Genomic DNA, 24,410 nt, shown 5'->3' with positions numbered 1-24,410 from the left:
TGACGGGTCGAGGGCTGGAAGAGAGGCTTCCGGCGCCCGTCGCGGAGAAAGTTCCATGACCCAGTTGCAAGTTCTCGCTCCTGCGGTGAATCCACGGGACGGTTACAAGGTGGATGTCAGCCGTGGCCAACGTGTCGGTCGCGTTTCTTCCGAGTGGTTCAACCGGCCGGCGGACGAGCGCTACCTTTCTCTCACCGATCTCCATAATTCGGTGAAGCGGCGGTCCGAACGCAGCAAGACCCGCATCGTTGAAAGTGAGCTGATCCGCGTCGAGGCCAGCCGCGACGACCCGGAGCGCCTGAGGCTGATGCTGCCCGATGCGCATGCCTCTGTGGCCCCGACGCATTGGAGCTTTGGCCAACTCGCCAGCCTGGTCGGCGCGCCAGCGGCCTATCTGCGCCAGCTTCCGGCCCCGCTTGCGGCGATCAACCTTCAGCACGGTCTCCTTAATCATCGCGCCGAGCAGATGAAGACCTTGGAAATCGAGAACGGACGCCTCGAGTTGCGGGCGGTAACAGGCCCCGACTACGGCAGAATATTTGACTCAGAACTGGTCGATGCCGTGCAGAAGATCGCCGGCAACGGTAGCGGCGACACGCGCTGGAAAGTGCCTGGCGTGCTCGACTGGTCAACGGGAATCTACAATCCGAACGTCGACATCTCCAACGACACGACAACGCTCTATGCATCCGACCGTGATGTCTTTGTCTTCCTCGTCGACGACCTGAATCCGATCGAAGCCGGCAAGCTGCCCGATGGCTCGCCCGACGTCTTTTTCAGGGGGGTTTATTGCTGGAACTCCGAAGTCGGCGCCCGAACGCTCGGAATCGCCAGCTTCTATCTACGTGCAGTTTGCCAGAATCGTTGTCTGTGGGGCGTGGAAAATTTCGAGGAAATCACCATCCGGCATTCCAAATATGCCGCCTCGCGTTTTGCCCTGGAAGCCGAACCAGCGCTGATCCAGTTCGCGGAGTCTTCGCCCATGCCGTTCGTCAATGGCATCAAGGCTTCGCGGGAGCGGATCGTCGCTCGCGACGATGAAGATCGCCAGAGCTTCCTGCGCAAGCGCGGCTTCTCCAAGGCGGAGACCACGAGGATCATCGATGCCGTGCTTTCGGAGGAAGGGCACCCGCCCGCCTCGATTTTCGACTTCGTGCAGGGCATTACGCGGGTAGCGCGCGACAAGCCGCATCAGGATGTTCGCCTGGAGATGGAGGGCAAGGCCAAGAAGCTGCTCGATCTGGCAGCATGATACCGCAATGCTGCGCGAGGAGTATGAACGTCACTGGGCTACTGAGGCTGCCAGTGTCCGAACATGTGCATCGCTGCGGCGCGCAGCACACGGCCTGCGCTGCCGGTCTGGCAAACACATCTCTCAGGTCTAGTTGTGCGCCGCACAAAATCGCAATGCTGCTATGCACAATTAATGCTTCTCGGCTGCGCGGAAGGGAGTAGCCTGTCGGTATCGAGTTTCGTCCGGGTCACCTCCTCCCGACCTTGGCGATCAGGGACGGCATTTATTCCTCCCGAATGCTGTCGTCCAAATCAAGCCCGCCGCACCTCCTCCCGCGGCGGGCTTTTTCGTTATGCGAGCGGCGGCTTCTGGCAGCCCGATTGCAGGAAACGAATTCGGAGGTCCGTCAGTCGGGTAGGTTGAACCGTTCGATGGTGATGGTACGCGCGACATCCACCGTAATCTCCAGCACTTCGTTTCATGCCTCCTCCCCACCGAGGTCCGAAAGGGCGAGATGAAAGAGCCTGTGCTGGAGATCGAGGCTCATCAGGCCAGGGCGGTGTTGAAGGCGACCAGCCCGACATGCAGCTCCTCGAGGCGATAGAGGCCACGAAAGTCGGTCGTGTTGTGCGTGACGAGCACATAGCCGTCATCGACGCCGGGTCACCATATGGTCCTTGGCGCCGGCGAGGCCCAGCCAGCGCACATGGCTCACTCGGGAAAACCCCGTTCGCGCGCCAGCTTCGCAAGCTCTGGGCTCAGGCATTCGTCGATCAGGAATGTCACGAAACGGCCGGCAGATCGTCGAGACGGATTGTGCGTGTCGACTTCGCCGCCGTGCTGCGCCACGCCGGCTTGACCGGCGGACGGCCACGCCGCGGATAGGCGAGCGCATAGTCGGCCGCGAGCCCAATCTGGTCGAGAGTCAGTTGCGGATAGGCGGCACGGATCGTCTCGGGCGTATCGCCATTGGCGAGCATGTCGGCAATGTCATGAACAAGCACGCGTGTTCCCACAAAGGCCGGCTGACCGCTAAGTACCGCTGGATCGCGCGCCACCATGGCCTTGGCTTTCCTCAGCCGGCTGAGGCCGGTCCTTACCCCGGCAGTGATCGGCTTCAGGTCGACCTTAAGCGGATCGTCCGCGACTACGGGCGCAGCATCATCGGCAATGGCGTGCTCAACGATCCGCCGCCGCGCGGCAGGCGTCAGCGTCTCCGCCGTCAGCCAGGCGAGGCGTAGGCCGACGAGACCCGCTCCGATGATGACGCGGCTGCCGCGGCGTGTCTCGACACGGCCGCGTAGCAATCCGGCATCGATGATGCGATGCACCTGCTTGAGCGGCACCTGCGTTACCGCCGCCGCCTCATTGGCGGTGAGCACTTCGGTACTCAACCCCGGCATGACAATAATCCTTCCACGTTCATGGAAGACATATAGTCACTCTGCCGTCTGCAGTCCAGCGAAGCTTTGCGGCAGGCGGCCGGCGCCGACGCGAGGCCTGGAGGCAGAGGGGGGAGGGGAGATTCCGTAGAGGTTCGGGGAGAGGCCCCGGGCCGCCCGTCATGGAGAACCTGACCATGGCAAAGAACGCCATTCAGAAGATCGCGATGAACGCCGCGGAGAATATTCCCTATGACAAGCTAATGCTGTCGCAAAAGAATGTTCGGCGCATCAAGGACGGCGTGTCGATCGAGCAGCTGGCCGAAGACATCGGACGGCGAAAGCTCATCCAGAGCCTGAACGTCCGTCCCGTGCTCGACGGCGAGGGCGAGGAGACCGGCATGTTTGAGGTGCCCGCCGGCGGCCGTCGCTATCTCGCGCTCGGCATCCTCATCAAGCAGAAGCGCCTGGCGAAGAACGAGCCGATCCCTTGCATCGTCAACCGTAAGCAGGAGACCTCGGCCGAAGAGGATTCGCTTGCCGAAAACCTGCGGCGCGCCGACCTGCACCCGCTCGACCAGTTCCGGGCCTTCAAGACGCTCAGCGATCAGGGCCTCGATCCGGAGGAGATTGGCGCCCGCTTCTTCGTATCGCCTGCGACGGTGAGGCAGCGCCTGCGGCTGGCATCGGTGTCGCCGAGGCTTCTCGGTCTCTACGAGAAGGACGAAATCCGGCTTGAGCAGATCATGGCGTTTTCGATCTCGGACGATCACGCGCGCCAGGAGCAGGTCTGGGAGCGGATTGGCAGCTCGCACATGCAGGAACCCTATTACATCAGGCGCCTGCTGACGGAGACCACGGTCCGGGCCGACGATCGCCGCGCCGTCTATGTCGGCGCGGAAGCCTATGAAGCAGCTGGCGGCGTCATCCTGCGCGACCTGTTCGAACAGGATTCTGGCGGCTGGTTCCAGGATGCCGCACTTCTTGAGCAGCTTGTCTTCGACAGGCTGACGGCCGACGCCGAGGCGATCCGCGCCAAAGGCTGGAAATGGGTCGAGGCGGCAATCAGCTTTCCCTATGGCCACACCTCCGGCATGCAGCGCATCTACGCCGAGGCGCAGGAGCTCAGCGCCGAGGAGATCGAACGCTACGACGCGCTGAAGGCCGAATACGACAAGCTGGATGCGGACTACGCCCATGCCGAGGACGCCGACGAAGCAATCGAGGCGAAGCTCGACCAGCTGGGTGCCGAGCTCGATGCGATCGATGATCGTCCCCAAAGCTACCATCCCGCCCAGAAGGCCATTGCCGGGGTGTTCGTTACGCTTGCCGCGAACGGCAAGCTCCAGGTCGACGCCGGTTTCGTGCGGTCCGAGGACGAGCCGCGGACCGAAACGCCTACCGTCGAGTTCCTCGGGCGGCTCACCAAGGCACGGATTCTACAGGCTGTCCGTGAAGCGCGTGGCGCAGACTCCGCGCAGCTGATCGACCACATGAAGAAGGACATCATGGCCCGTGAAGCCGCCCGTCTTCTCGAAGGATCGAACTGGCTGCCCGAGCCGCTGCGCCTTGAGGTCGATGAAGTGGCTACCGATGCTGGCGACGCTGTCGCCGGCGACATGTCGGACGAGGCAGCTCTCGACGGCGATGCCGCCGAGCTGCCGGCCTTTCTCGCCGATGATGCGGATCCGTCCTCCGAAGAGCCGGTGACCATCGACGGCGACGAGGCCGACCACCTCCAGGCCGCCGAATAATCGGCCTCACGCTCGCACCGGGCCCGGCATTCCCGCCGGGCCCTTTCTCATTTTCCGACATGGAGAAACCCGCATGTCCGCACATATCGTGTACGAATCCGCTCCTCTGGGGAGCGTTATCCGGTACAGCGACGGCACCGCGAAACCGCCGGCTCGCTTCACCAAAAAATTCGCGGCCTGGGAAAGCCGCAACGGCGTCGGTCGCCTGGTCAGGAAGGAACCGCCGCGCGAGCGCGCGACCTATAGCTCGCCCGCCTACTTCAACCTGCATGAGGGCGATTTCGGGCAGGGCGGCATCATCGTCGTCTCGGTCAGGCGCACCTGGTCCGTCGAGAGTGACCTGGGTTTCGAGATCGTCGAGCGTCCCACGATCGGCATGGTCCGCGTCCTGCAGGAACTCGGCGACAGCCCGGAGCTGCTCTATCTCGCCAAGGATCGCGAGGCGGCCGAACGCTGGCTCGCCAACAACCAGTATGGTCGGGCCTATCTCGAGGAAGTCTCCGCGGACGAGGTCGGCGCCGACGTTATCGAGGGCCGCACGGCCGCCTGATCGCTTCACCGCATTGAACCCCCGACGACGGGCCCGGGATCGCGTGAGCGATCGCGGGCCTGTTCATTTCATGGAGATCGACATGTTCGACTGGAACAGAAGCTGCTCCTATGACGAGCAAGCAGAAGAGGCGTTTTCACACGACAGCGCGTTCACGGCTGAAGAAACTCGCCGCCGAACTAAACCTGCCATCGGGCTGCTTTGACCTGCGCTCGAACAAGGCGGGTATTGCCGTTTCCGGCGAAGAAGTCACCCTGTACCATCACCGTACCTACATTCAGGTCGGCCAGTTCGGGCTGTCATCGGCTCACGGCATCCTGATCCGCACCTGCAAGGGCCGCAAGGACTATACCGGCGGGCCAACCACTTCGTCGCGCTCGGCATGCTCGACGACATCCCGGCGCTCGCCGCCGCCGTGCGTGCCATCACTGGGGTTGGTCGAGACGTTTCGCGTTCCTCCGAGCGACGCGCCGCCTGAACCCTGCATACCCCATCATCGCCGGTGCACACGCTGGCCGCAGGCTCGGCCAGTCGACAGCCACAACACCACCAAACAGTTGCGACGACGCGGTTCATGCCGCGCGTGGCCGACCCGCGTTCAGGAGAACCCCATGACCGCAAGATCCACCCTTCAGGAAGGTGCTCGACGGCGTCGCCACCCGCGAGCAGATGTTCCAACAGCTCAGCCGACACAAAGATACTCCCGGCATCGATCCGCTTTCCGGCACTCCCTATTCAGGCGAGTGGTTTCAGATCACCGCGTCAGAATATCACTTCATGCTCGATTTGCTGCCGCCGCTCTTCATGCGCACCGGCATGTTCGGCTTGTCGGAGTTCAAGGCCGGCAACGTGACAAGCGTATTCTTCGCGATCCGGATCCGGGGCCGCGAACGCTGTTTTCATGGTTTTTGCGACCTCACGGACCGGCAATCCCGGAAAAGATGCGCGCCGCCATCATCGCCCACGAGACCGGCGCGAGCGACAGCATGACCCGCGCGGAGAAGCTCGAGGCGATCTGGAACATGACCCCTGTCGAACTCAGGGGCATCGCCCGCAATGCAAATCCCGGAACCGGGTGGGCCGAACATCGCGGCAAACGCACGATTCATTAACGCCGGAAAGCATGATGCTGTCTTCAAGCTGCTTGATGATCTGTCGGATCTCGAGATTGACGAACTCCTGTCCTCCGCCCGATCAAGCCGGAACTCAAAGAAGGGAGGCGACGATAAAGGTTATCCCTGAGAGCTGCCGCTCGGAAGCGAAACGTCCCCTATTAGCATGGTCCGCCTACTCAGATGAAATGGGCGCGTCGGATAGGCTATGCGGCGCGATGTCTATCGAGGAGGCGTTCTATCGGACGCCGACGGGCGAGACGCTCTCGCACATTACGATCGCTTGCACGCAGCCTATCGCTTTCCAAGATACCGTGACGGCGACCGACATTGCTCGATCAGTGCGTCGCCGCCGGCCGGCGCATTTTCACGGTATTTGAGGCCAGCACTGACCAGGTGCTCGTAGTCCAGCGAGCCACGTATCAGGGTCAGACTTCAACTCGGATGATCCTGGTCACCTGATCACCGTGGGTAATCGCCCACAGCGAGGCCGTGTGGCCGACTCGTTCGACGATATGATCGACCAGTGGCCGACAAAACTTCGGATCAGGGCCTGCCGCGCAGGATGTATCCGGCATTGCGTAAGGCGCCGATGAAGAGGCTGGCCGGGCCGGCGATACTCGTCCTGGCCTGCATCGGTAGCGGCAGAGTGTTCCAGTCCTCCAAGGGAGCGATAAAGCTGGAGAAAGTGCCGTTGACCATGCAATGGCTGATCGCCGAGCCCTGCTTGTCCAGCGCCAGAATGCCTGTCTGGTTGCTTGGATATCGGACGGCGGCGATCCGCTGCATTTCCAAGTCGCCATCGATGCGCAAATCAAAAAGCAGGACGCCGTGGCTTCGGTTGGCAATTTCTGCGACTTTTTCCGTGAATCCAAGAGGAAGCGCACGGACGCTGTCGACCGCCATCCCGAAAACAATCGCGTCCAGCTCATCCGCCGCCATGAGAAGATTTGCGCCCAAGAAAATCAGGATTGCAATCGATGCAGTCGGTTGTGCACAGTCATCGGATGCGGACGGCTGTTAGTCCTTGTCCGTTTGCCCGGCGGCAACGAATGACGGCGTAGGGGGCGCTCGATGCAGGGAGGGGTTCTTTACCGAAGCTGGAGCATGCGAGCCTCGTCAGCATGTCGAAATTTGTCAGCTGCCGGTGGATCGAGCGAAGTGGCGCCTGTGGATGGCGGGCATGGATACGCTCTGAAGGTCGCGTCAAATGAGACCTCGGCTCGCAATAGACTGTTTGCGTCCCGGTGATCGAGCCAGTCCCCGAGATCAGTGAAACCTCGCTTGCTCGTCGCGGGCCTTCTCCGATAAAGCTCGGCAAGAGCGATAAGATGCCTTGGCGTAGGATACTCGCCGACGCGAAACAGCGACTTGGCTTGCAAGTCGTCCTCACATCAAGGAAGGGACTATGAAGCGCCAGATCCGGCCATTTATCGTGGAAGTCAAACAGAAGCGCGGCAAGCAAAAGCCAAGCCAGTCGATCTGGGGTGGTCTCGACCTGTCCAAAATTGTCACCGAGATGACGCAGCTGTCTGATGGTGCTCAGCTGCCAGGTTCTGAGCTCATTGACTCCAGTATAAGACCCATCGATGCTGAAGACGGTGACAATCCACAAGCGGAGCATATCATGGCCGATTCTCAGGAAGCTCAAACTGTTCAGACAACAGTAGCACCAGCCAAAGTGGAAGCCCCTGAAGCGAAGAAGAAAGTTCCGCGAGCAAAGAAAGCGAAGGCAGAGCTCGCCAAGCCGACCCGCAAAAACGGGGCGAGACCAGGGCCGCAGGCGGCTGAACCTGCGGTGGCGGTGCGGACCGCCCGGAAGACCTATTCTGAGAAGGAACGCGCCCAAAAGCTTGCCCAGATCGAGAGGTCGATCGCTGGGGGTGCGACCAGCAAGAGTGCGGTCAGCCAAGCCGGCATTTCGGAGCAGACCTATTATCAGTGGAAGAAGGTTGCAGCGCCAGCCGCAGATAGCGGCGATCTGAAGGACCTGCTCGCGCTCGAGGAAGAAAACAAGCGCCTTAAGAACCTGCTTGCTGACCGTCTGCGCAAGGAAAATGCCGAGCTCAAGAAGAAGCTGGGCCTGGGGTAAGACATACTGAGCCTCGTCGGAAATTCCGCCGACGCTCAGAGCGGCAACGGCGGCATATCGCCTTCGCCGACCCGCCACACCCAGGCGCCGATCTCCGGACGCGTGGCGATCATTTCGTCGAGCGAAGCCTCGAACGCTTCGTCCGCACGGGGCGGGACGACAAAGAGCGCGACCGGCTCATCCCTGTTCTGGAGCAATGCGTTGGCGATCGGCTGGTCGGGTTGCAGGTCGTAGCGCAATCCCTTCACGCTCTTCTCGCGAAGACGGGCGAGCGCGTCGACCAGCCGCTTCTCCGGAACCGTCTCGTAAGGAATCCAGTTCTCGGATACCACCATCAACGCGACCTCCTCGACAATGGCGAGGCCGGCCGCGTTCAGTCCGAAGGTCGCGATCACTATCAGATGTGAGCTGGAATCTGCTCCCCACAGCGACAATTCTTTCTCGAAACGTACCGGCAAACGCCGATGTAATGCATCGTCGATGATAAAGGGAAAACCGGGCAGGTGCCTGATGACGAGTTTCTGACCGGAGCGGGCAGGAACAATCTCTTTCACCTCGCCGACCATGACCAGCAGCTTTCGTGGGCCGGATTTCGGCGGGAGCGCCGTGCCGAGAACCGCGTTGCGACGCTGCTCGATCGCTTCCTTGTTCTCGGCGCGAAATGGCTCGGGCACGAACAGGATATCCGCGAGCGGCCCGCCCCTCACCGTCATTTGCCCGGCAGCCTCGAGCAGATGCCAGCGGACATTCCACCAATGTCGCTTGCCAGCCCATCGGGATGTCCAGACCGTCAATTCGGCCTCGTGCCAGAGATAATGAAGGAGGCCCCGCAGCGACATCCTCCTGGGATCGGCGGTTACGCTGGCGGAACTTTGCCCCGCAGGCACGGATGCTGCTCGGCTCCCTGTCTTCGACAGGCTGAAGTCCAATTTGAGGGCCGCCATGCCGCTTTGCGGATCTAGCTGTATCGCGCTGCCCATCAGCGCGCCCAGCCCGGACAGTTCGTAAGGTGATTCATATGAATCGCAGGACGGATCATGCCCGCCGCCGCTCAGCGGCATGCGCTTGATCAGGTGAAGGTCGCCGATGCGGGCGATGTACATCGGGCAGCCCGGCTCGCGGCACAGGCATAGCGGACGCTCGGTGCGAGCATAGGCGTTCGCCAGCCCCGTCTGCAGGTCAGGCGCTCCCTCCTCGTAGACCTCACTGCCAATTCTGAACCGTCGCATCACCTCCGCAGCTCCAGGTCGCCGCCGCATCCCTGTCCGCGCATTCAAGTCATGGCTTTGCGCAGAGCGCAACCCGTTTGGTGCATCGGCGCCAGAGGCAGAGGGGAGCCGGGAGGAGTGCGGCCCGGCTGGCGCGGAGAGAGTGCCGGCGCGGGCGCCACTCCCCTCTCGCGAAGGACATCTCCATGAACATCGTTTCGACCACTTCGACCGTCGCCCGGACGGCCGCTTCCCTCGCCGCGCCGGCACAAGACGCCATCGACACCGCCCGGGCGATCCATCAGGCGGCAATGCAGCTTCTGCCGTTCCTCGAGCAGGGCAAGCCTGTCACCACCGCCGCACTGCGCACCGCCATGACGACAAGTTTTGGCGGCAGCGATGCGCAAGGGTTCTGGGTCTGGAAAGACGCCTATGAGGCGCTCGAAACCGCCCAGGTGCTGTTTCTGCGCCGGTTCGGCCCAGCGATCCTGTCCCAGTCCACCACGCCGCAGGCAACGCTGGCGATGATGAAGCGCATCGCCGAACTTCTTCCCACCCATACGCGACGGTCCGACGAGAGCCAGGCCATGCAGCAGCTCTCCACGCCCTTGCCGCTGGCCTTCGTCACAGCGCACGCCGCGGCGATCGCATCTTGCGACCTCGTTCTCGAACCCTCCGCCGGCACCGGTCTACTCGCCGTCCATGCCGAGATGGCGCGCGCCTCGATCGCCCTCAACGAGCTTGCCGCGACGCGGGCCGATCTGCTCGGCCTGCTGTTTCCACGGTTTTCCCTCTCGCGGCACGACGCTGCCCATATCGACGATCATCTCGACGCGGCCATTGAGCCGTCCGTCGTGCTGATGAATCCACCCTTTAGCGTCGCCGCCTATGTCGACGGCCATGTCGCCGATGCGGCATGGCGGCACCTCTCTTCCGCGTTCGCACGCCTGCGTCCGGCGGACGCCTTGTTGCTGTCACCGGCACCGGGCTGTCTCCCGAAAACCCCAAATGGCGGCCCGCCTTCGAACGCCTGCAGCAGCAAGGCACCGTCATCTTCACCGCAGCGATCGACAGCCGTGTCTACGCGCCCCATGGGACGACGGCCGAGACCCGCCTGACAATTATCGACAAGGTACCGGCCACCGACCAAACCGGCTTCATCCCATCCTCCGGCAAGGCCACGGATGTCGAAACGCTGCTCTCCTGGATCACGGATCTGCCGCTCCGGACACCGGGCGGCTTTCCGAACTCGATCGGTGCATTGTCCAAGGGCATCGTGCGCAATGCCGCCATGCACATGGGTGCCCGATCGGGAGCGAGAGCCGCACCCCTCGCTGTCTCAACGGCTGCTCCGAAGGCCATCCAATCGGTCCGCCCGATTGCGCGGGCGAAGCCCGCCCGCCACCCTCGCCTATGAACTGCGCGACTGGATGCCAGAAGAGGGCGGCCGGCTCATCGATACGATCTACGAACCATATGCGCTCCAGTCGATCGACATTCCCCGCGCAAAGCCGCATCCAACGCCGCTCGTGCAGTCGGCCGCAATGGCCGCCGTCGCGCCGCCGAAGCCTTCCTATCGTCCGCTTCTTCCTGATGCGATCATCGACGAGGGCCTGCTGTCGGACGCCCAGCTCGAAAGCGTCATTTATGCCGGCGAAGCCCATTGCGGCCATCTCACCGGCGCCTGGACGGTTGACGAGACCCGCGATGCCGTCTCCGCCGCGCCAGAAGGTGCTGCGAACGCTGTCCGCTTCCGCCGTGGATGGTTTTTGGGTGACGGAACCGGCTGCGGCAAGGGACGGCAAGTCGCTGGCATCATCCTCGACAATTGGCTGCAGGGCCGCCGCCGTGCGATCTGGATTTCCAAGTCGGACAAATTGCTTGAAGACGCCCAGCGCGATTGGGCAGCACTCGGCCAGGAAAAACTTCTCGTCCAGCCACTCTCACGCTATCGGCAGGGCACACCGATCCGCCTCGCCGAGGGCATCCTGTTCACGACCTACGCAACCCTGCGCTCGCAGGAACGGCAGGGCAAGAAATCCCGGATCGCTCAGATCCTCGACTGGGTCGGACAAGAGGCGAGGAGGGACGAAGGCCCGACGGGGATTAAAGAAAGCCAGACAGGGATTGGAGAAAACCCGTCGGGGGCCAAAAAATCTTTCGATGGCGTCATCGTCTTCGACGAGGCCCACGCCATGGCCAATGCCGCTGGCGGCAGAAGCGAGCGTGGCGACGTCGCGCCCTCGCAACAAGGCAAGGCGGGCCTGCGGCTCCAGCATGCACTACCCGACGCCCGCATCGTCTATGTCTCGGCCACTGGCGCGACCGCCGTCGAGAACCTCGCCTATGCGCAACGTCTCGGCATCTGGGGCAGCGAGGATTTTCCATTCGCCAACCGTGCCGAGTTCGTCGCGGCGATCGAGGACGGCGGTGTCGCGGCGATGGAAGTGCTCGCCCGCGATCTCAAGTCGCTCGGCCTCTATACGGCGCGTTCGCTCTCCTATGACGGTGTCGAATACGACCTGCTCGAGCACGCGCTGACCGAGGAGCAGATCCGCATCTACAACGCCTATGCCGATGCGTTCGCCGTCATCCATAACAACCTGACCGCCGCACTCGAGGCGGCCAACATCACCAGTGAGTCCGGCACGCTGAACCGCAACGCCAAGGCAGCGGCGCGCTCAGCCTTCGAGAGCACCAAGCAGCGCTTCTTCAGCCATCTCATCACCTCGATGATCACGCCGACGCTGATCGGCGAGATCGAGCAGGATCGGCTCGAAGGTCATTCGGCGGTCGTGCAGATCGTCTCGACCGGCGAGGCGCTGATGGAACGACGCCTTGCCGAGATCCCGACCGAGGAATGGTCGGACCTGCATGTCGACGTGACGCCGCGCGAGTATGTCGGCGGGTATTTGATGCACTCCTTCCCGACCCAACTGTTCGAGGAATATTCAGACGCGGAGGGCAACGTCTACTCGCGGCCAGTCTACGACCAAAATGGCAACCCGGTTCAATGTCGGGAGGCGGTTCGCCGGCGCGACGAGATGATCGAGAAGCTTGCCTCGTTGCCACCGGTCGGCAGCGCGCTTGACCAGATCATCCATCACTTCGGCACCGACACCGTCGCCGAGGTGACCGGCCGCTCGCGCCGCATCGTGAAGAAGACCGCCCGCGACGGCGTCGACCGGCTGGCCGTGGAAAACCGCCCTGGCTCGGCGAACCTCGCCGAGACCCAGAGTTTCATGGATGACGACAAGAGCGTTCTGATCTTCTCCGACGCCGGCGGTACCGGCCGCTCCTACCACGCTGACCTCGGGGTCAGGAACCAGAGGCTGCGCAAGCACTATCTGCTCGAGGCCGGCTGGCGCGCCGACAATGCCATCCAGGGGCTCGGTCGGACCCACCGCACCAATCAGGCGCAGCCACCTTTGTTCCGGCCCATGGCCGCCAATGTAAAGGCCGGCAAAAGGTTCCTGTCGACGATTGCACGCCGGCTCGACACACTCGGCGCGATCACACGCGGCCAGCGCCAGACCGGTGGGGCAGGTCTGTTTCGTGCCGAAGACAATCTGGAAAGTCCCTACGCCCGCGCGGCCCTGCGCCAGTTCTATATGCTGTTGCACCAGGGCAAGATCGAGGGCTGCTCACTCACGACCTTCGAAGCGGTAACCGGGCTGTCGCTGACCACCGAGGAGGGTGGCCTGCGCGATGAACTGCCGCCGATCACGACCTGGCTCAACCGCCTTCTCGCGCTGCGCATCGAAACCCAGAATCTGCTGTTCGAGGTCTTCGAGCAGCTGATGGCGGGAAGAATAGAAGGCGCCATCGCCGCCGGCACCTACGACAAGGGCCTGGAGACCATCACGGCGGAGAGCATCGTCGTCACCGATCGCCGCACCCTCTACTCGCACCCAGTCTCGGGCGCGCAGTCGCATGTGCTGACCGTCGCGCGCAAGGACCGTATCCGGCCGCTCGGCCTCGTCGACGCGCTGGCCATCGTCCGGGCGGAGCCCCAATCGGTTCTGCTGGTGAACGCCCGTTCCAGCCGTGCGGCGATCCGGCTGCCGACGGCGAGCCTGATGCTCGACGACGGCACGATAGAACACCGCGTGCGGCTGCTGCGGCCGACCGACGAGCTGCGCTTCGGTCTCGACGCCCTTGCCGAAACCCACTGGCAGCCCACGAACCGAAAACAGTTCTGCGATCTTTGGCAGGCAGAAGTCGCTGCCGTCCCGGAGTTTACCACCAGCACCTTCCACATCGTGACGGGTCTGCTGCTGCCGATCTGGCGTCGGCTGCCGGACCATGATTGTCAGGTGTACCGGATCCAGACTGATGCCGGCGAACGCATCATCGGCCGTCACATCGCGCCGACCCTTGTCGCGACCATGTTCCGCAATCTGGGGCTCGACAATGTACCTAAGCTCGCGCCGGAAGATGCCTGGACCGGGCTTGTCGACGGACGGATCGGACTGCAACTCGCCGATGGCCTGATTCTGCGCCGCAGCCGCGTCATGAACGACTACCGTGTCGAATTGATCGGCTTCACCGACACTTTTGTTCCGCGGCTGAAGGCGCTGGGGCTGATCTCCGAGATCATCTCCTGGAAGCTCCGGCTGTTCATTCCGACGGCCGCGCAAGGGTCCGCCATCCTCGCCTCGCTCCTTGATCGCCATGCGTTGGTCGGGATCACCGACCGCACCTCGGCGGCATGAAGGGAGGCGATCATGACCGGCTCGGCTTCCGAGCTGGCACGCCGCCTTGGCGAACATGCCGAGGCGGTGTGCCGCGAATATCTTTCCAATGGCCATCGCTCCGGCAATCACTGGATCGTCGGCGATGTCCGCAACGCGCGCGGCCGCTCCATGCATGTGCGGCTGAAGGCCAACGCGAAAGGACCAGCCGGAAAATGGGTCGATGAAGCCAGCACAGAATTCGGCGATCTGCTCGATGTCATTCGCGAAAGCTGTGGTCTGGTCGACTTCCGCGCGGTCGCTGATGAAGCACGTCGCTTCCTCTCCATGCCGCTGCCACCGCCCCAAGCTCCTGGCGCGCAGCGGCAACCTGCCGCGGCACCCGGCTCGCCTGACGCGGCGCGTCGCCTGTTCGCCATGTCGCAGCCGATCGCCGGCACGTTGGCCGAACGATACCTCGCCGGCCGCGGCATCCTGCTTTCCGCGCATGAGCGTGCCGTGCGCTTCCATCCCGGCTGCTACTACAGGGATCTCGTTACGGGCGAAACGCACACGCTTCCTGCGCTGATTGCAGCTGTCACCAGCCTCGACGGACATATCACCGGCCTGCAGCGCACTTACCTCTCCCCTGGGCTCGACCCGAGCGGCAAGGTCGGCAAGGCGCAACTCGCCGATCCACGCCGCTCGCTGGGGGATCTCCTTGGCAACGGCATCTGGCTAGGCCACCAGCCCGGTGCGCCCGTACCGGTCATGGCCGCCGGCGAGGGTTTCGAGACGATGGCCTCGCTCCGAACGGTGATGCCGGCACTGCCGGTGGCGGCCGGCACCTCGGCCAATCACCTGGCCGGCCTGACCTTCCCGCCTGGCTGCCGCCGCCTCTACATAGCGGGGGATGCCGACGCCGCCGGCCGGCACGGCATCGAGCGTCTCAGCCGGCGCGCAGGCGAGGCCGGAATCCTCGGCCTGGTGTTGCGGCCGCAGCTCGGCGACTTCAACGACGATCTGCGCCATCTCGGCCCGGCCCATCTCGCGGCATGGCTCAGCGATCAGCTCGTCCCGGAGGATGTCCGTCTCTTCCTGCCGCCCGGATGAACGGGTGGGCCGGCAGGCGGGTGGCGTCACCGGAAGACTTGCAGGCAAGGCAGCGGTCCGCCGGAGAGGCTGCGCCCGCGGCCTGCCCGAGAGGCGACCCCTGCCACCCCCGGTCACGACCGCAACGGCTGCGCCGTCCTCCGCTCGCGCTTCGGCCTTCGGTGCGGCCGCGTCCGGGGCGCGGCCGGGATGCGCTGTCAGGCCGCGATAGGCGCGGCCGCAACCGACGGAGACACGCCATGACCTACGAGCTTCCTTTCGACGACGCCTACGAGCCCTACCACGCCTCCTCGCCGACCGACCGCGTCATTCTCGAACTGCAGATGTACGGCCATCGCCCGCATCAGGACGAACCCGATCCCCGGCCACTTCCCGACGACGAGGTGATCCGGGCCGGCCTCGCCGGGATCGTCGAGACCTTCGCCGGCATGCTCGGCGACACCAGGCTCGAGCCCGATCTCGACGACCTGCTCTGGTCCTTCACTAACGTCTTCCACCGGGCCGCCGAGCGCGTTGCCCGCAACCTCGACCGCAATGAGGAGGCGCAGCGTTCGAGCCAGCAGGAACAGGACGGTTCGGAGGTGAAGTCCGTCGAGCTGGAACGGCTCACCGCCGAGGGCATCACCTACATTGAGCGCCGCAACGTGCTGGAAATCATGCGCGATGAGGCCGCCGACCTCTATGAGGCACAAACCGGATCGGCATGGCGGCCGCGCACCGGCTCCAAGATCTCCCACCAGGCGATGACCGCGGCGGTGATCGACAGCCGCGACTTCCTCGCCGCCCGCCGCCGCGCCGAAACCGAGGTGCTCGTTCCTGCCGCCACCAAGATTGCCTTCGCCGGCGGCCTCGACTGCAACGATCACGACCGGATCTGGGAGGCGCTCGACAAGGCCCGCGAGAAGCATCCCGACATGGTGCTGCTCCACGGTGGCAGCCCGCGCGGCGCCGAACGCATCGCCGCCTGCTGGGCCGAGAACCGCAAGGTGACCCAGATCGCCTTCAAGCCGGACTGCACCCGGCACGCCAAGGCGGCTCCGTTCCGCCGCAACGACCAGCTTCTCTCCGTGGTGCCCTACGGCCTGATCGTCTTTCCCGGCTCCGGCATTACCGACAACCTTGCCGACAAGGCGCGTCGGCTCGGCATCCCCGTCTGGCGGTTCGCGGAGGGCGGCGCGTGAGCGCCGTTTTCTTGCAAATCAAGAAAATCCAGATAATATGGAGATCGATAAGGAGTCCAGCCATGCGCCAGTTCACGACGGGGGATCTCAACAAGCAGGTTGGCGACGTCACCGACGTTGCCAGCCGCGAACCCGTTATTCTTACCAAGCACCGGAAACCCCGGTTCGTGCTGATGAGTTACGAGCATTACGAACGGATGCGCATCGGCGGCGATCCCCGCCGCGCATACCATGTCTCCGAGATGCCGGAGGAACACACGGAACTCTTCGCCGCCGAGATCGACCGACTAGCGCACGGGGAAGGATACGATGATGAGCGGTAGATTTCTGCCTGGTCAGGTGATCTCCTACCCGTATCTTTGGGCATGGCAACACGAGCGCGGCGAAACGGAAGGCCGCAAGAGCCGGCCGACCTGCGTGGTCATCGCTGTCGGCGGCGCAAGAGATGGCCTGACCCATCTCGCGCTCCTGGCGATAACCACCCAGCCACCGCCCGGCGATCGGGTCGGTTTGGAAGTCTCCGCTATCGAGTGCCGCCGCGCCGGTCTGACCGATCTCAAACGCTGCTGGATCATGGTTGACGAATACAACTACGATATTGCCGAACGCTCCTGGTACATCGAATCCGACGGTAAGCCCCTCGGTCGTTTCAGCAAGGCATTCATGATGAAGATCGCAGGCGCCTTTATCGAAGCGCGCAGCGAGAGCCGCCGCGTCAGCCGTCTGGATTGACGTTCTCTTTTCGCGGCAGGGAGCATACCTCGGATCGGATCAGTCCGCCGTTTCCGCATGCCTTTACGCCGGTCGCAGGAACAGGAATGGCTTCGTCACGCAAATCCAGTGTCATGCTGCATTGCACCGACGTATGTCCATTCCAGCACAGGAACGCACCATGGCCGCCGCCGTAAATAGGAAGATATCCGTCTCGATGCGGTTTCGCGACAATGATCTCACCATCATCGACCGCGGCGCGCAGTTGCTCGGCCTGTCGCGCACGGAGTTCATGCGGCGCGCAGCCCTCCAAGAGGCGCAGGCGGCCATCCTCAACGAAACCGTCATCCGCGTCTCCCCGGATGCCTATGACGCCTTCATGCAGGCGATCTCAGCCCCCGCCGCTGCGTCGCCACCGAAGGCGGCCGAGCGGCTGCGCCGATCCCCGCCCTGGGACCGCTAGGTGGCGCTTTCAGGCATCGAACTCCTCGATGACGCGCACCGCCTCGACAGCTTCGATTGCGGCAAGCCGGCGCTCGACGCTTGGCTGGCCGGCTTCGCGCGAACGAACCAGGCCCGCGGGTTTACCCGCGTCCTGATCGTTCACGACGAGGACACAGTCGTCGGCTATTACGGCCTCGCGCCGGGCGTGATCCAGCCAAACAGCGCACCGCGCGCCATCCGCACCGGCCTGCGGCCCGATCCGACCCTGTTGATCGGACAACTCGCCGTCGACCACCGCCATGCCGAGCAAGGCGTCGGCAGCGGCCCGATCAAGGACGCGCTGCATCGCTGCGTCGCCGGCGCCGACATCGTGGGAGGCCGCGCGGTGGAGGTGCGGGCGATCGACGCCGAGGCCGAGCGCTACTGGCAGAACTCGGGCTTCATTCCCGCGCGGGACAATCCGTCGGTGCTTATGCGCTCGATCCAGGACGTGAGTCTCTGGCTGGCCGACAAAGGTCACTAGCTCCACGCGCGTAACGCCTCCGGCAGCGGCAGGGTCCGGGCGCGCCGGCCTGCGGCCGGCCGGGCTCTAGTCGCGGCGTCCCGCCGTTCTTCCAGCCGGCTTCGCCGCCTCGGCCTTCGGGTGACGATCCCTCGCGCAGGGCCAGAGGGAGAGGGCGGCCGGCGCGGGGCGGGGGACGCTGGAGAGAAGGGAAAGTCACGATGTCGATGATATTCGAGATATTCGAGCTGCCGGAACCTGCCATTGCTCGCATCGGCGCAATCGTTGCTGCCGAGCACGGCGTGCTGATTGGCGACGCGCCCGGAGCCGATGCCGAGGCGCAGGGCCTGCTCGCGGGCCTACGGCTACGAGCATGTCGGGGTCTTCCATACCGGCAAGGAACCCCGCAACAATCTGGGCGATTGGGCTGCCTACCATGTTCCTTCTCCTGAGGGCGCCAGAGGATATTGGGTCCACGCAGCCAAGGACCGGGAGATGGCGCGGCGCGCCGACTTTGGGATGATGGTCTGGGACGGCGCATCACCCGGCACGGCCGTCAACGTGCTTCGGCTCGCCTTCGCGAACAAGCCGTGCGTCATTTACGATCTGGCCAGGGGCAGCATGGCGACGACGTACAATGTGGAAGACTGGTGCGCCATGCTCCGCCATGCCGGTCCCGACATTCGCCACCAGGCCGAAGCCCGCATGATGCCGGACGAGCGTCTGGCGTTGCCGGGATGATGTACGCGCGGTTCCGCCGACAGCCCGGGGGGCCGACCTCCGATATGCCTGATCCGGCCCCGCGCCGCCACCTCCACTTCTATGAACGGCATGGGCCGGCCCCTTTCGAAACCGGCCCACGCGCAGAGCCGGCGTTGTGCAGGATGATCCTCCTGACGCTTCTCGCCTCTGAAGCAGGTGCAAGCGTGCCGAACAACATCCTGGCTTGCCGGGTCATCCAACCTGGTTGCGAGGCTCGTCCCCGAAGGGCGCGAAGTTCGCTGCCAGTCGGCTCCGATCTCGAAACCGCTGTGCCGCCATACCGAACACGAAAGGCAGTCACGCGCCGGGCTGCTGTTCGATGTGTTGACGATGCCGACGACATGACCCGAGAGGCTGCAGCATGTTCCTGCGATCCGGCAGCGTTGCGTCGGCGGTCTAGTGATGGCGGCCTGAGTTCTTTTCCTTCGGTCCCATCCGGGGCCATTTCCGTTTCATGTCGCCTTTGTAGACGACCGCCTGCTTTGTGCGGTCAACCCCCGTTGGGGGTACACTCGGCAAATATTCAGGAAAATTCGATTTCTGTTTTTGTCTGCGGACAGGCGAAGGGCCTGCCCGTTATTTCTAGGCAAATAGAATTTTCCAGAATTTTCGCCGAGATGACCGCAGCAGGACGGCCCTCTCCTTTGGCGCCATCGGGAATGGTCCCGATGTAACCGAAGGAGAACTACCATGGCCACCACGATCGCAAACCTCACGACCAAGGCCGACGGCTCGATGGAAGGCGTCTTCGCTACGCTCCGGGTCAATGCCCCGATCACCCTGATCCCGAACACCAACAAGTCGCGCGAGGACGCCCCGGACTACCGGATCGTCAACAAGCGCACGGGCTTCGAGATCGGAGCCGGCTGGCACCGCACCTCCCACCGTTCGGGCGAGGAATACCTCTCGGTCAAGCTGGAAGCCCCCGAGATCGGCGTGATCTTCGGCAATCTCGCTCCCGCCCCGGGTGGCGAGGAAAACAAGAAGGTCATCCTCTGGAACAACCCCCAGTGAGGCATCGGCGACCGGCCCCGCCAGGCGCCGGCTCCCCACCGGCAAAAAGGAGGTTGCAATGAGCCGTTACACCATCACTGTCACTGGCACCGTCACCAGACAGATCCGCTCGGATCCAGACGCAGTCATCGGCTACGACCCACCACTTCGCACCTACTTCCTGCAAGCGTTCCCGCACGAAGAAACCGACGAGCCCGCGCTCTGGCTTGGCACCCGCGATCGCCCCTTCGAATCGCTTGAGGATCTTCGCCATGCAGCTATCTCACACGGCTACGACTTCATGGAGCTGCCGCCCGAATTGGCCGCAATGCTGGTCGAGGACAAAGCGGCAGCAAGCGCGCGTCCGGAGCGGGACGGCATCCTCGGTCAGCTGCTGAAACACCTCGACCAGCCCAAGTAGGCAAACGCAAAAAAAGGGCCCGCGACGGAACACTCCGTCGCGGGCCCTTTTTTTGCGCGTCGCAAAGAGCCACGAACATCACCCGTCACAGCATGCGATGGAGACTCCAAACCGCCGACTATTCCTTCGGCAGTTTGTGCTTATGAATGCGGATATAATCCTGGACAGCCCTTCGCAGCAGTTCGGTCATGCTGTGCCCGTTGCTGATCGCCAGCAACTTGAACTGTCGCTGCTCCGCAGCCGTCAGGTAGTACCCGCAGCGGATCATCTCCTCCTCGCGTATCTTCTTGCCGGCGACGGGATCCTTTTTCTGACCCTGCCGCAGCAGCTTGCGAAAGTCAGGCGTTGCACCCGATGCCGGCTCGAGCGTCTGCGGCATGGCCGATCCGGCATTTGGCTCCAGCTTCTGCCCCTCATTTTTCGGTGATGAAATGAACATGCTCGGCAGTGCCGGCGGCTGCGTGGAAATCGCCTTCATCATGCGGGCTTTCTTGTCGTCACCGGGTTTCGGTGCGGGTTCTTCGCTCATGCCGCGTTCCTTGTGGCTTCGATGAAGGTTTGCAGAAGGTCGTCGAAGACCCCTTCGCTCTCAGCAACCGCCTTCGCGTCAGGCACCGCGGGGCTGTAAAGCGTCTGCCCGGTCTGAAGGTCGCGGTAGGCAACGCGATTATGCAGGACGTGTTCTGCAATCGGCGTGCCGTTGGCCTGGATGATGGCGCGCAGTTCGGTCAGGGCCCGCGCCCTGGCATCGATGATGGTCTGCTTGGTCAGCACAAATATCGCAGGCAGCGGTCTACCTCGGCTCTCGACCGCCAGCGGAATGTAGTGGTCGGTGATCTGGATGGCGGCGGTCACATCGTCGAGGGCAAAATAGACCGGCACGACGACAATATCGGCCGCGAAGAGCCCGGCCATGAGGTTGTCGTTTGTGGTCCCTTCCGTATCGATCAAGACAACGGAGCGTTCACCGTTGTGAATGGCTGCGGCGCCAAGGATTTCCTGCGGGGTCATCGCGCTCACCAGTTGCAGCCTGTCAGGGCGATTGCCAGCATCACCCAGCATCTGGAACCAGCGGTTCATGTTCTGCCGCCGGTCTCCGTCGATAAGAGTGACCGAATAGCCCCGATGCAGCGCGACGGATGCGAGGGCGCGCAGCATCGTCGATTTGCCAGTGCCGCCCTTGGGGATCGCAGCGGAAATGATCATGGGGGCCTCCTTCCGGCGTGGGCTCCTTGTTTCCATGTTAACATGGAAACAAGCCATCATGGACACATGGAATAATGTCACGGTCGAAACATGTGGCATAGTCAACGGGGCAAACCGGTTTGGCAACCCAGGCGCGCGCCGTAAGGCCCGCTCGGGGTGCAGTCATTACGCAGCTGCTACCAAGTGAGGAAGGGTCTGGCCGGCTGACCGCAGTGCGGACCGCGCTCTGATGTTTCCATGTTAACATGGAAACAAGTCCTCAACGTATCATAGGCACATCACCGCAAATGACGAACTTTGCGAAATGCCCCTTCCTTGGAAATAGGCGGCGCGGCCCTGGCGGGCCTTAGCGCCCGCAAGCGGGCTTGAGAGATGGATGCAGACGCCCAGAAAGCCGCAGTGAAGAGCACATCACGACGCTACGGCGAGGTGACGCATATCCGGTTTTCGGCTGACGAGCTGGCCAGCCTCAAAGCCATTGCGGAGCGGGACCGCGTAACCGTCAGCGAGGTCGTCCGGCGTCTCGTGCGGGCAGAGGTCGGGCATCTGCCTATCGCGTCAGAGGCGTTGCGGCCGGCGATCGTGGACATGACCGATCAGCTGCGTCGCGTCGGCGTCAATTTCAATCAAGCCGTGCGCGCCATGACCGACGGCCGTGTTGGCCACGACCAGGATCTTGAGCAGGCGCTGATCGCCGTGGGCGACCTTGTGCGGCAGTTCCGCGAGGAACTGAAGGCGATGACCGTGGCGCCCCGCAAGGCGAGGGAGGCCATGCCATGAGCGGTCGTCTTGCCGGCTACGCGGCCGAAATCGAACGCTATCTACGGGGCGAGTCCGGCGTGAAGCGTGAGGAGCTGGACGACGACAAGTCTCTGACGGGCGCCCGACGCGAGGCCGGTGAATTCCAGGCGATGAAGAGTTATGAGCGGACCGGCGGCGGCGGACGCCTCGGGCAAGCACAAGCCGGCTCGACGGCAGGTGGCGGCAGGAACGCCCCTCGTTCGTCGCCACGAGGATTGGCGGCGGCGGGGAGTTCCATGTCCAGCAGGGCACCGAAGTCCACTGCTGCTGCGAGCTCGCCCAGGGCCGCTAGCGCGCCGATCCTGGTCTATGGCGCCACGCTCGCCGGTTTCCGGCCGGAAGAGGAGGAGGAAGACTGGAAGCGGCGCGGCGGCGGCGGCCGTGGTGCTGGGCGCCCGAGCAGTCCAGGACGAGCGGCGCGGGTGGGCTATCAGGCGCGGGCCGTGGCGGCACGGGCAGGCTATGCGGCGGGCGCGCAGCCTGCCGTGTTCAAGGTCATGCCCAATCCACCATCGACCAAGGAAGCCGCCGCTCGGCTGCTCAATTACCTCGGAAAGCGCGAGGACGAAAAAGGCGAGAAACATGACATCGAGATTTTCGACGAGGATGGGCAGGTGCTTGCGACCGGCGGCGCACGGAAGGTGTTCCTGGAAACGTTTTGCGAGACGTTCGAACCGCCCTTGGAAAACACCAATTTTATCGAGGTTCGTTTCGAGCTCGCCGGCGAGGTCACCGATGTCGCCGTGAGCGTGGCGTTGAACAAGGCCTTCGGTGCAAAACCGTTCATCTATGCACGGGGCGGGCAGGCGGTGGAGGTTTACGGACACACCGATGAGCGGGCTGGACCGCTTGCGATAGTCCTGGCTGGCGGTCGGGAAAATTCGCGCAGCAAGGCGCTCGACAAGATCGAAGCGCGCTTGTCCGAAGCTGTGGGCGCGGCGGGGGTGGTCGCCAAGACAGAGGTAACGGCAGCCGTGAGCCGTGAACCCAAAGCGAAATATTTCCTGCAGAAGTTCATCCGCACCCACAGTCAGGTTCGCCACGCAAATGGCGAGCCTGTGCCCGGGGTGAAGAATTCGACCAAGGCGGCGGCTGCGGTCTACGAACAATGGCGCCCGCAGTTTTCGGGGCGTGAGCGCCGCAATGCCTATCACCTGCTTTTCTCGGCAAGAGCCGGCACCGATGCCAACGCCGTCATGGCCGCGGCGCGCGCCGTGCTCGAGGAGCGCGCGCCAGGATACAAGTTCGTCCTGGCGCATCACAAGGACACCAAGCACGTCCATATCCATGCAATGGTGCAGGCACGGTCAGCCGACGGCGAGCGCCTGAAATTCTACAAGCCGGATCTGGTCGCCTGGCGCGAGGCCTTTGCGGAAAAGGCACGCGAGAATGGCATTGCGATGGTGGCCACGCGGCGCATGGATCATGCGATGACGCGGCCGTTCACGAAGGAGCATGCCGGGGCTTATAGCCGCGCCCAGAGCGATCCGCGCTACCAAGTCAGCGCCAGGACGATCGAGCGAGTGGAGGCCAAGCGGCAACGCCGTATCGATGGGCAGTCCCTTGTCGTGAACGGCGATGCAATTGCTGCCGCATGGCAAAAGACTGTGACGACGATGCGGACCGCGGGCGTAGTCGGTCAGGCTCTCGCTGCAGCGGAGTCGATAGGCAACAATTTTCTGCAGTTCCGTCGGGATCGGATAGGGGAGGGGCAACCAGGTCCTGCCGCGGGTCGTGGAGCTGATCAATCGGGGCAGAAGTCTTTTCTGTCTCATCCCGGTATGAGAGAATTGAATGCACTAATAGGAGATTTGAACATGGCGCAAAACCCCTTGGAAATGCGGCGTCAGATGGCCCGCGTCAATCAAGCTCTCGACAACATGCGCGAGACGCTGCCGCCGGCGCATCAAGGACAATTCGAACAGTATCGTGAAGAGGTCAACGATAAGATGCATGACCGTCTGGCGCGGCTGCAATTCGAGCGGCAGCAGCAGCGTCGTAGTGGCGGCGGCGGCGAGCCGATCCCCGAGCGCGAGGCGCGAGGGCGAGACCTTCCACCTCGGGACGATCCCCGCCAGCCGGAGCCGCCGCGCACAGGCACCGAGCAGGAGAAGGTGAGAGCCAAGCAGAAGGACGCCAACAAGCAGAAGGCTCATCAGGCAGAAGAGCAGGACCGCAAGACACAGCGCTCAAACGACAACGACTATGAGCGTTGAGCAAGGGCCAACCCAGCGTCCTCCCGAGGTGGTCTATCGAAACCGCGCATTAGGC

The 24,410-nt window shown here is 63.4% G+C and carries 22 protein-coding genes and 3 pseudogenes; 19 read left to right on the top strand and 6 right to left on the bottom strand.

The window, feature by feature from the left end:
* The first annotated feature begins 55 nt into the window (after window positions 1-55).
* The gene (locus tag NKK47_RS25405) at window positions 56-1,252 is read left to right on the top strand and encodes a DUF932 domain-containing protein (protein WP_352578671.1); all 1,197 of its coding nucleotides are present in this window, start codon (window positions 56-58) and stop codon (window positions 1,250-1,252) included.
* Between the two features lie 764 nt (window positions 1,253-2,016).
* Here NKK47_RS25405 and NKK47_RS25400 read toward each other — a convergent pair.
* Window positions 2,017-2,637 (bottom strand): DUF433 domain-containing protein, encoded by a 621-nt coding sequence (locus tag NKK47_RS25400; protein ID WP_352578670.1) that lies wholly within the window; start codon window positions 2,635-2,637, stop codon window positions 2,017-2,019.
* A gap of 176 nt (window positions 2,638-2,813) precedes the next feature.
* Between NKK47_RS25400 and NKK47_RS25395 the strand changes: the two are divergent.
* The 3 genes and pseudogenes from NKK47_RS25395 to NKK47_RS25385 all read left to right on the top strand — a co-directional run.
* Window positions 2,814-4,013: pseudogene (locus tag NKK47_RS25395) on the top strand (ParB/RepB/Spo0J family partition protein); the annotation flags it as partial.
* 430 nt (window positions 4,014-4,443) lie between these two features.
* Complete coding sequence (locus tag NKK47_RS25390; RefSeq protein ID WP_352578668.1) at window positions 4,444-4,920, top strand: UCP036055 family protein; 477 nt, start codon at window positions 4,444-4,446, stop codon at window positions 4,918-4,920.
* Between the two features lie 82 nt (window positions 4,921-5,002).
* A complete protein-coding gene (locus NKK47_RS25385) occupies window positions 5,003-5,125 on the top strand; it encodes a hypothetical protein (protein ID WP_352578667.1) in 123 nt (40 codons plus the stop codon).
* Between the two features lie 141 nt (window positions 5,126-5,266).
* Here NKK47_RS25385 and NKK47_RS25380 read toward each other — a convergent pair whose 3' ends face one another.
* Window positions 5,267-5,407: a hypothetical protein gene (locus NKK47_RS25380; protein WP_352578666.1), complete on the bottom strand. Its 141-nt coding sequence runs from the start codon at window positions 5,405-5,407 to the stop codon at window positions 5,267-5,269.
* A 146-nt stretch (window positions 5,408-5,553) separates the two neighbouring features.
* On the opposite strand from NKK47_RS25380, the pseudogene NKK47_RS25375 reads away from it, so the two are divergent.
* Both NKK47_RS25375 and NKK47_RS25370 read left to right on the top strand, forming a co-directional pair.
* A pseudogene (locus tag NKK47_RS25375) lies at window positions 5,554-5,910 on the top strand (DUF1419 domain-containing protein); the annotation flags it as partial.
* Entirely contained in the window at window positions 5,907-6,032 is a 126-nt protein-coding gene (locus tag NKK47_RS25370; protein WP_352578665.1) for a hypothetical protein, read from the top strand. The pseudogene NKK47_RS25375 and the gene NKK47_RS25370, both read left to right, overlap by 4 nt.
* A 546-nt stretch (window positions 6,033-6,578) precedes the next feature.
* On the opposite strand, the gene NKK47_RS25365 is transcribed toward NKK47_RS25370, so the two are convergent.
* The gene (locus NKK47_RS25365) at window positions 6,579-6,974 is read right to left on the bottom strand and encodes a hypothetical protein (RefSeq protein WP_352578664.1); all 396 of its coding nucleotides are present in this window, start codon (window positions 6,972-6,974) and stop codon (window positions 6,579-6,581) included.
* 466 nt (window positions 6,975-7,440) lie between these two features.
* On the opposite strand from NKK47_RS25365, the gene NKK47_RS25360 reads away from it, so the two are divergent.
* Window positions 7,441-8,124 carry a transposase gene (locus tag NKK47_RS25360; RefSeq protein ID WP_352578663.1) on the top strand — a complete coding sequence of 228 codons (684 nt, stop codon included), beginning with the start codon at window positions 7,441-7,443 and terminating at the stop codon, window positions 8,122-8,124.
* A gap of 35 nt (window positions 8,125-8,159) precedes the next feature.
* Here the strand turns inward: NKK47_RS25360 and NKK47_RS25355 are convergent, their stop codons facing one another.
* Window positions 8,160-9,353, bottom strand: coding sequence for a DUF1173 domain-containing protein (locus NKK47_RS25355; RefSeq protein WP_352578662.1), 1,194 nt, complete (start codon window positions 9,351-9,353; stop codon window positions 8,160-8,162).
* Between the two features lie 185 nt (window positions 9,354-9,538).
* Between NKK47_RS25355 and NKK47_RS25345 the strand changes: the two are divergent.
* From NKK47_RS25345 to NKK47_RS25300, 10 genes and pseudogenes are all read left to right on the top strand, one after another.
* Window positions 9,539-14,047, top strand: a pseudogene (locus tag NKK47_RS25345) (strawberry notch-like NTP hydrolase domain-containing protein).
* 12 nt (window positions 14,048-14,059) lie between these two features.
* Window positions 14,060-15,118 (top strand): DUF7146 domain-containing protein, encoded by a 1,059-nt coding sequence (locus NKK47_RS25340; protein ID WP_352578659.1) that lies wholly within the window; start codon window positions 14,060-14,062, stop codon window positions 15,116-15,118.
* 239 nt (window positions 15,119-15,357) lie between these two features.
* Entirely contained in the window at window positions 15,358-16,299 is a 942-nt protein-coding gene (locus NKK47_RS25335; RefSeq protein WP_352578658.1) for a DUF2493 domain-containing protein, read from the top strand.
* A 62-nt stretch (window positions 16,300-16,361) separates the two neighbouring features.
* Window positions 16,362-16,622 (top strand): type II toxin-antitoxin system prevent-host-death family antitoxin, encoded by a 261-nt coding sequence (locus NKK47_RS25330; RefSeq protein WP_352578656.1) that lies wholly within the window; start codon window positions 16,362-16,364, stop codon window positions 16,620-16,622.
* The gene (locus NKK47_RS25325; protein WP_352578697.1) at window positions 16,612-17,031 is read left to right on the top strand and encodes a hypothetical protein; all 420 of its coding nucleotides are present in this window, start codon (window positions 16,612-16,614) and stop codon (window positions 17,029-17,031) included. Before NKK47_RS25330 ends, NKK47_RS25325 begins: the two co-directional genes overlap by 11 nt.
* Before the next feature lie 160 nt (window positions 17,032-17,191).
* Entirely contained in the window at window positions 17,192-17,473 is a 282-nt protein-coding gene (locus NKK47_RS25320; RefSeq protein ID WP_352578655.1) for a type II toxin-antitoxin system TacA family antitoxin, read from the top strand.
* Window positions 17,474-17,977 (top strand): GNAT family N-acetyltransferase, encoded by a 504-nt coding sequence (locus NKK47_RS25315; protein ID WP_352578654.1) that lies wholly within the window; start codon window positions 17,474-17,476, stop codon window positions 17,975-17,977.
* 309 nt (window positions 17,978-18,286) lie between these two features.
* Complete coding sequence (locus tag NKK47_RS25310) at window positions 18,287-18,697, top strand: hypothetical protein (RefSeq protein ID WP_352578653.1); 411 nt, start codon at window positions 18,287-18,289, stop codon at window positions 18,695-18,697.
* A 711-nt stretch (window positions 18,698-19,408) separates the two neighbouring features.
* Window positions 19,409-19,732, top strand: coding sequence for a DUF736 domain-containing protein (locus NKK47_RS25305; protein WP_352578652.1), 324 nt, complete (start codon window positions 19,409-19,411; stop codon window positions 19,730-19,732).
* Window positions 19,733-19,790: 58 nt separating this feature from the next.
* On the top strand, window positions 19,791-20,132 hold the full coding sequence (locus tag NKK47_RS25300) for a hypothetical protein (RefSeq protein ID WP_352578651.1): 342 nt from the start codon (window positions 19,791-19,793) through the stop codon (window positions 20,130-20,132).
* 118 nt (window positions 20,133-20,250) lie between these two features.
* Here NKK47_RS25300 and NKK47_RS25295 read toward each other — a convergent pair whose 3' ends face one another.
* Window positions 20,251-20,613: a hypothetical protein gene (locus NKK47_RS25295; protein WP_156942713.1), complete on the bottom strand. Its 363-nt coding sequence runs from the start codon at window positions 20,611-20,613 to the stop codon at window positions 20,251-20,253.
* A gap of 44 nt (window positions 20,614-20,657) precedes the next feature.
* Entirely contained in the window at window positions 20,658-21,338 is a 681-nt protein-coding gene (locus NKK47_RS25290) for a nucleotide-binding protein (RefSeq protein WP_352578650.1), read from the bottom strand.
* Between the two features lie 372 nt (window positions 21,339-21,710).
* Here NKK47_RS25290 and NKK47_RS25285 point away from each other — a divergent pair, with 372 nt between their 5' ends.
* Window positions 21,711-22,118, top strand: coding sequence for a hypothetical protein (locus tag NKK47_RS25285; protein ID WP_352578649.1), 408 nt, complete (start codon window positions 21,711-21,713; stop codon window positions 22,116-22,118).
* A 635-nt stretch (window positions 22,119-22,753) separates the two neighbouring features.
* Window positions 22,754-24,355 carry a relaxase/mobilization nuclease domain-containing protein gene (locus tag NKK47_RS25280; RefSeq protein ID WP_352578648.1) on the top strand — a complete coding sequence of 534 codons (1,602 nt, stop codon included), beginning with the start codon at window positions 22,754-22,756 and terminating at the stop codon, window positions 24,353-24,355.
* Window positions 24,356-24,410 lie beyond the last annotated feature (55 nt).

This window comes from Mesorhizobium sp. M0019 (assembly GCF_040323975.1).
Classification (GTDB): Bacteria; Pseudomonadota; Alphaproteobacteria; order Rhizobiales; family Rhizobiaceae; genus Mesorhizobium.
This window is presented reverse-complemented; position numbering and strand designations above follow the sequence as displayed.

Coding starts and splice junctions, on each gene's coding strand:
- NKK47_RS25325 (WP_352578697.1), top strand. CDS start 16,612: ATGAGCGGTAGATTTCTGCCTGGTCAGGTGATCTCCTACCCGTATCTT.
- NKK47_RS25335 (WP_352578658.1), top strand. CDS start 15,358: ATGACCTACGAGCTTCCTTTCGACGACGCCTACGAGCCCTACCACGCC.
- NKK47_RS25390 (WP_352578668.1), top strand. CDS start 4,444: ATGTCCGCACATATCGTGTACGAATCCGCTCCTCTGGGGAGCGTTATC.
- NKK47_RS25385 (WP_352578667.1), top strand. CDS start 5,003: ATGTTCGACTGGAACAGAAGCTGCTCCTATGACGAGCAAGCAGAAGAG.
- NKK47_RS25360 (WP_352578663.1), top strand. CDS start 7,441: ATGAAGCGCCAGATCCGGCCATTTATCGTGGAAGTCAAACAGAAGCGC.
- NKK47_RS25355 (WP_352578662.1), bottom strand. CDS start 9,353: ATGCGACGGTTCAGAATTGGCAGTGAGGTCTACGAGGAGGGAGCGCCT.
- NKK47_RS25400 (WP_352578670.1), bottom strand. CDS start 2,637: ATGCCGGGGTTGAGTACCGAAGTGCTCACCGCCAATGAGGCGGCGGCG.
- NKK47_RS25320 (WP_352578655.1), top strand. CDS start 17,192: ATGGCCGCCGCCGTAAATAGGAAGATATCCGTCTCGATGCGGTTTCGC.
- NKK47_RS25310 (WP_352578653.1), top strand. CDS start 18,287: ATGCCGAGGCGCAGGGCCTGCTCGCGGGCCTACGGCTACGAGCATGTC.
- NKK47_RS25295 (WP_156942713.1), bottom strand. CDS start 20,613: ATGATGAAGGCGATTTCCACGCAGCCGCCGGCACTGCCGAGCATGTTC.
- NKK47_RS25370 (WP_352578665.1), top strand. CDS start 5,907: ATGACCCGCGCGGAGAAGCTCGAGGCGATCTGGAACATGACCCCTGTC.
- NKK47_RS25405 (WP_352578671.1), top strand. CDS start 56: ATGACCCAGTTGCAAGTTCTCGCTCCTGCGGTGAATCCACGGGACGGT.
- NKK47_RS25305 (WP_352578652.1), top strand. CDS start 19,409: ATGGCCACCACGATCGCAAACCTCACGACCAAGGCCGACGGCTCGATG.
- NKK47_RS25290 (WP_352578650.1), bottom strand. CDS start 21,338: ATGATCATTTCCGCTGCGATCCCCAAGGGCGGCACTGGCAAATCGACG.
- NKK47_RS25300 (WP_352578651.1), top strand. CDS start 19,791: ATGAGCCGTTACACCATCACTGTCACTGGCACCGTCACCAGACAGATC.
- NKK47_RS25365 (WP_352578664.1), bottom strand. CDS start 6,974: ATGGCGGCGGATGAGCTGGACGCGATTGTTTTCGGGATGGCGGTCGAC.
- NKK47_RS25285 (WP_352578649.1), top strand. CDS start 21,711: ATGGATGCAGACGCCCAGAAAGCCGCAGTGAAGAGCACATCACGACGC.
- NKK47_RS25330 (WP_352578656.1), top strand. CDS start 16,362: ATGCGCCAGTTCACGACGGGGGATCTCAACAAGCAGGTTGGCGACGTC.
- NKK47_RS25380 (WP_352578666.1), bottom strand. CDS start 5,407: ATGCAGGGTTCAGGCGGCGCGTCGCTCGGAGGAACGCGAAACGTCTCG.
- NKK47_RS25340 (WP_352578659.1), top strand. CDS start 14,060: ATGACCGGCTCGGCTTCCGAGCTGGCACGCCGCCTTGGCGAACATGCC.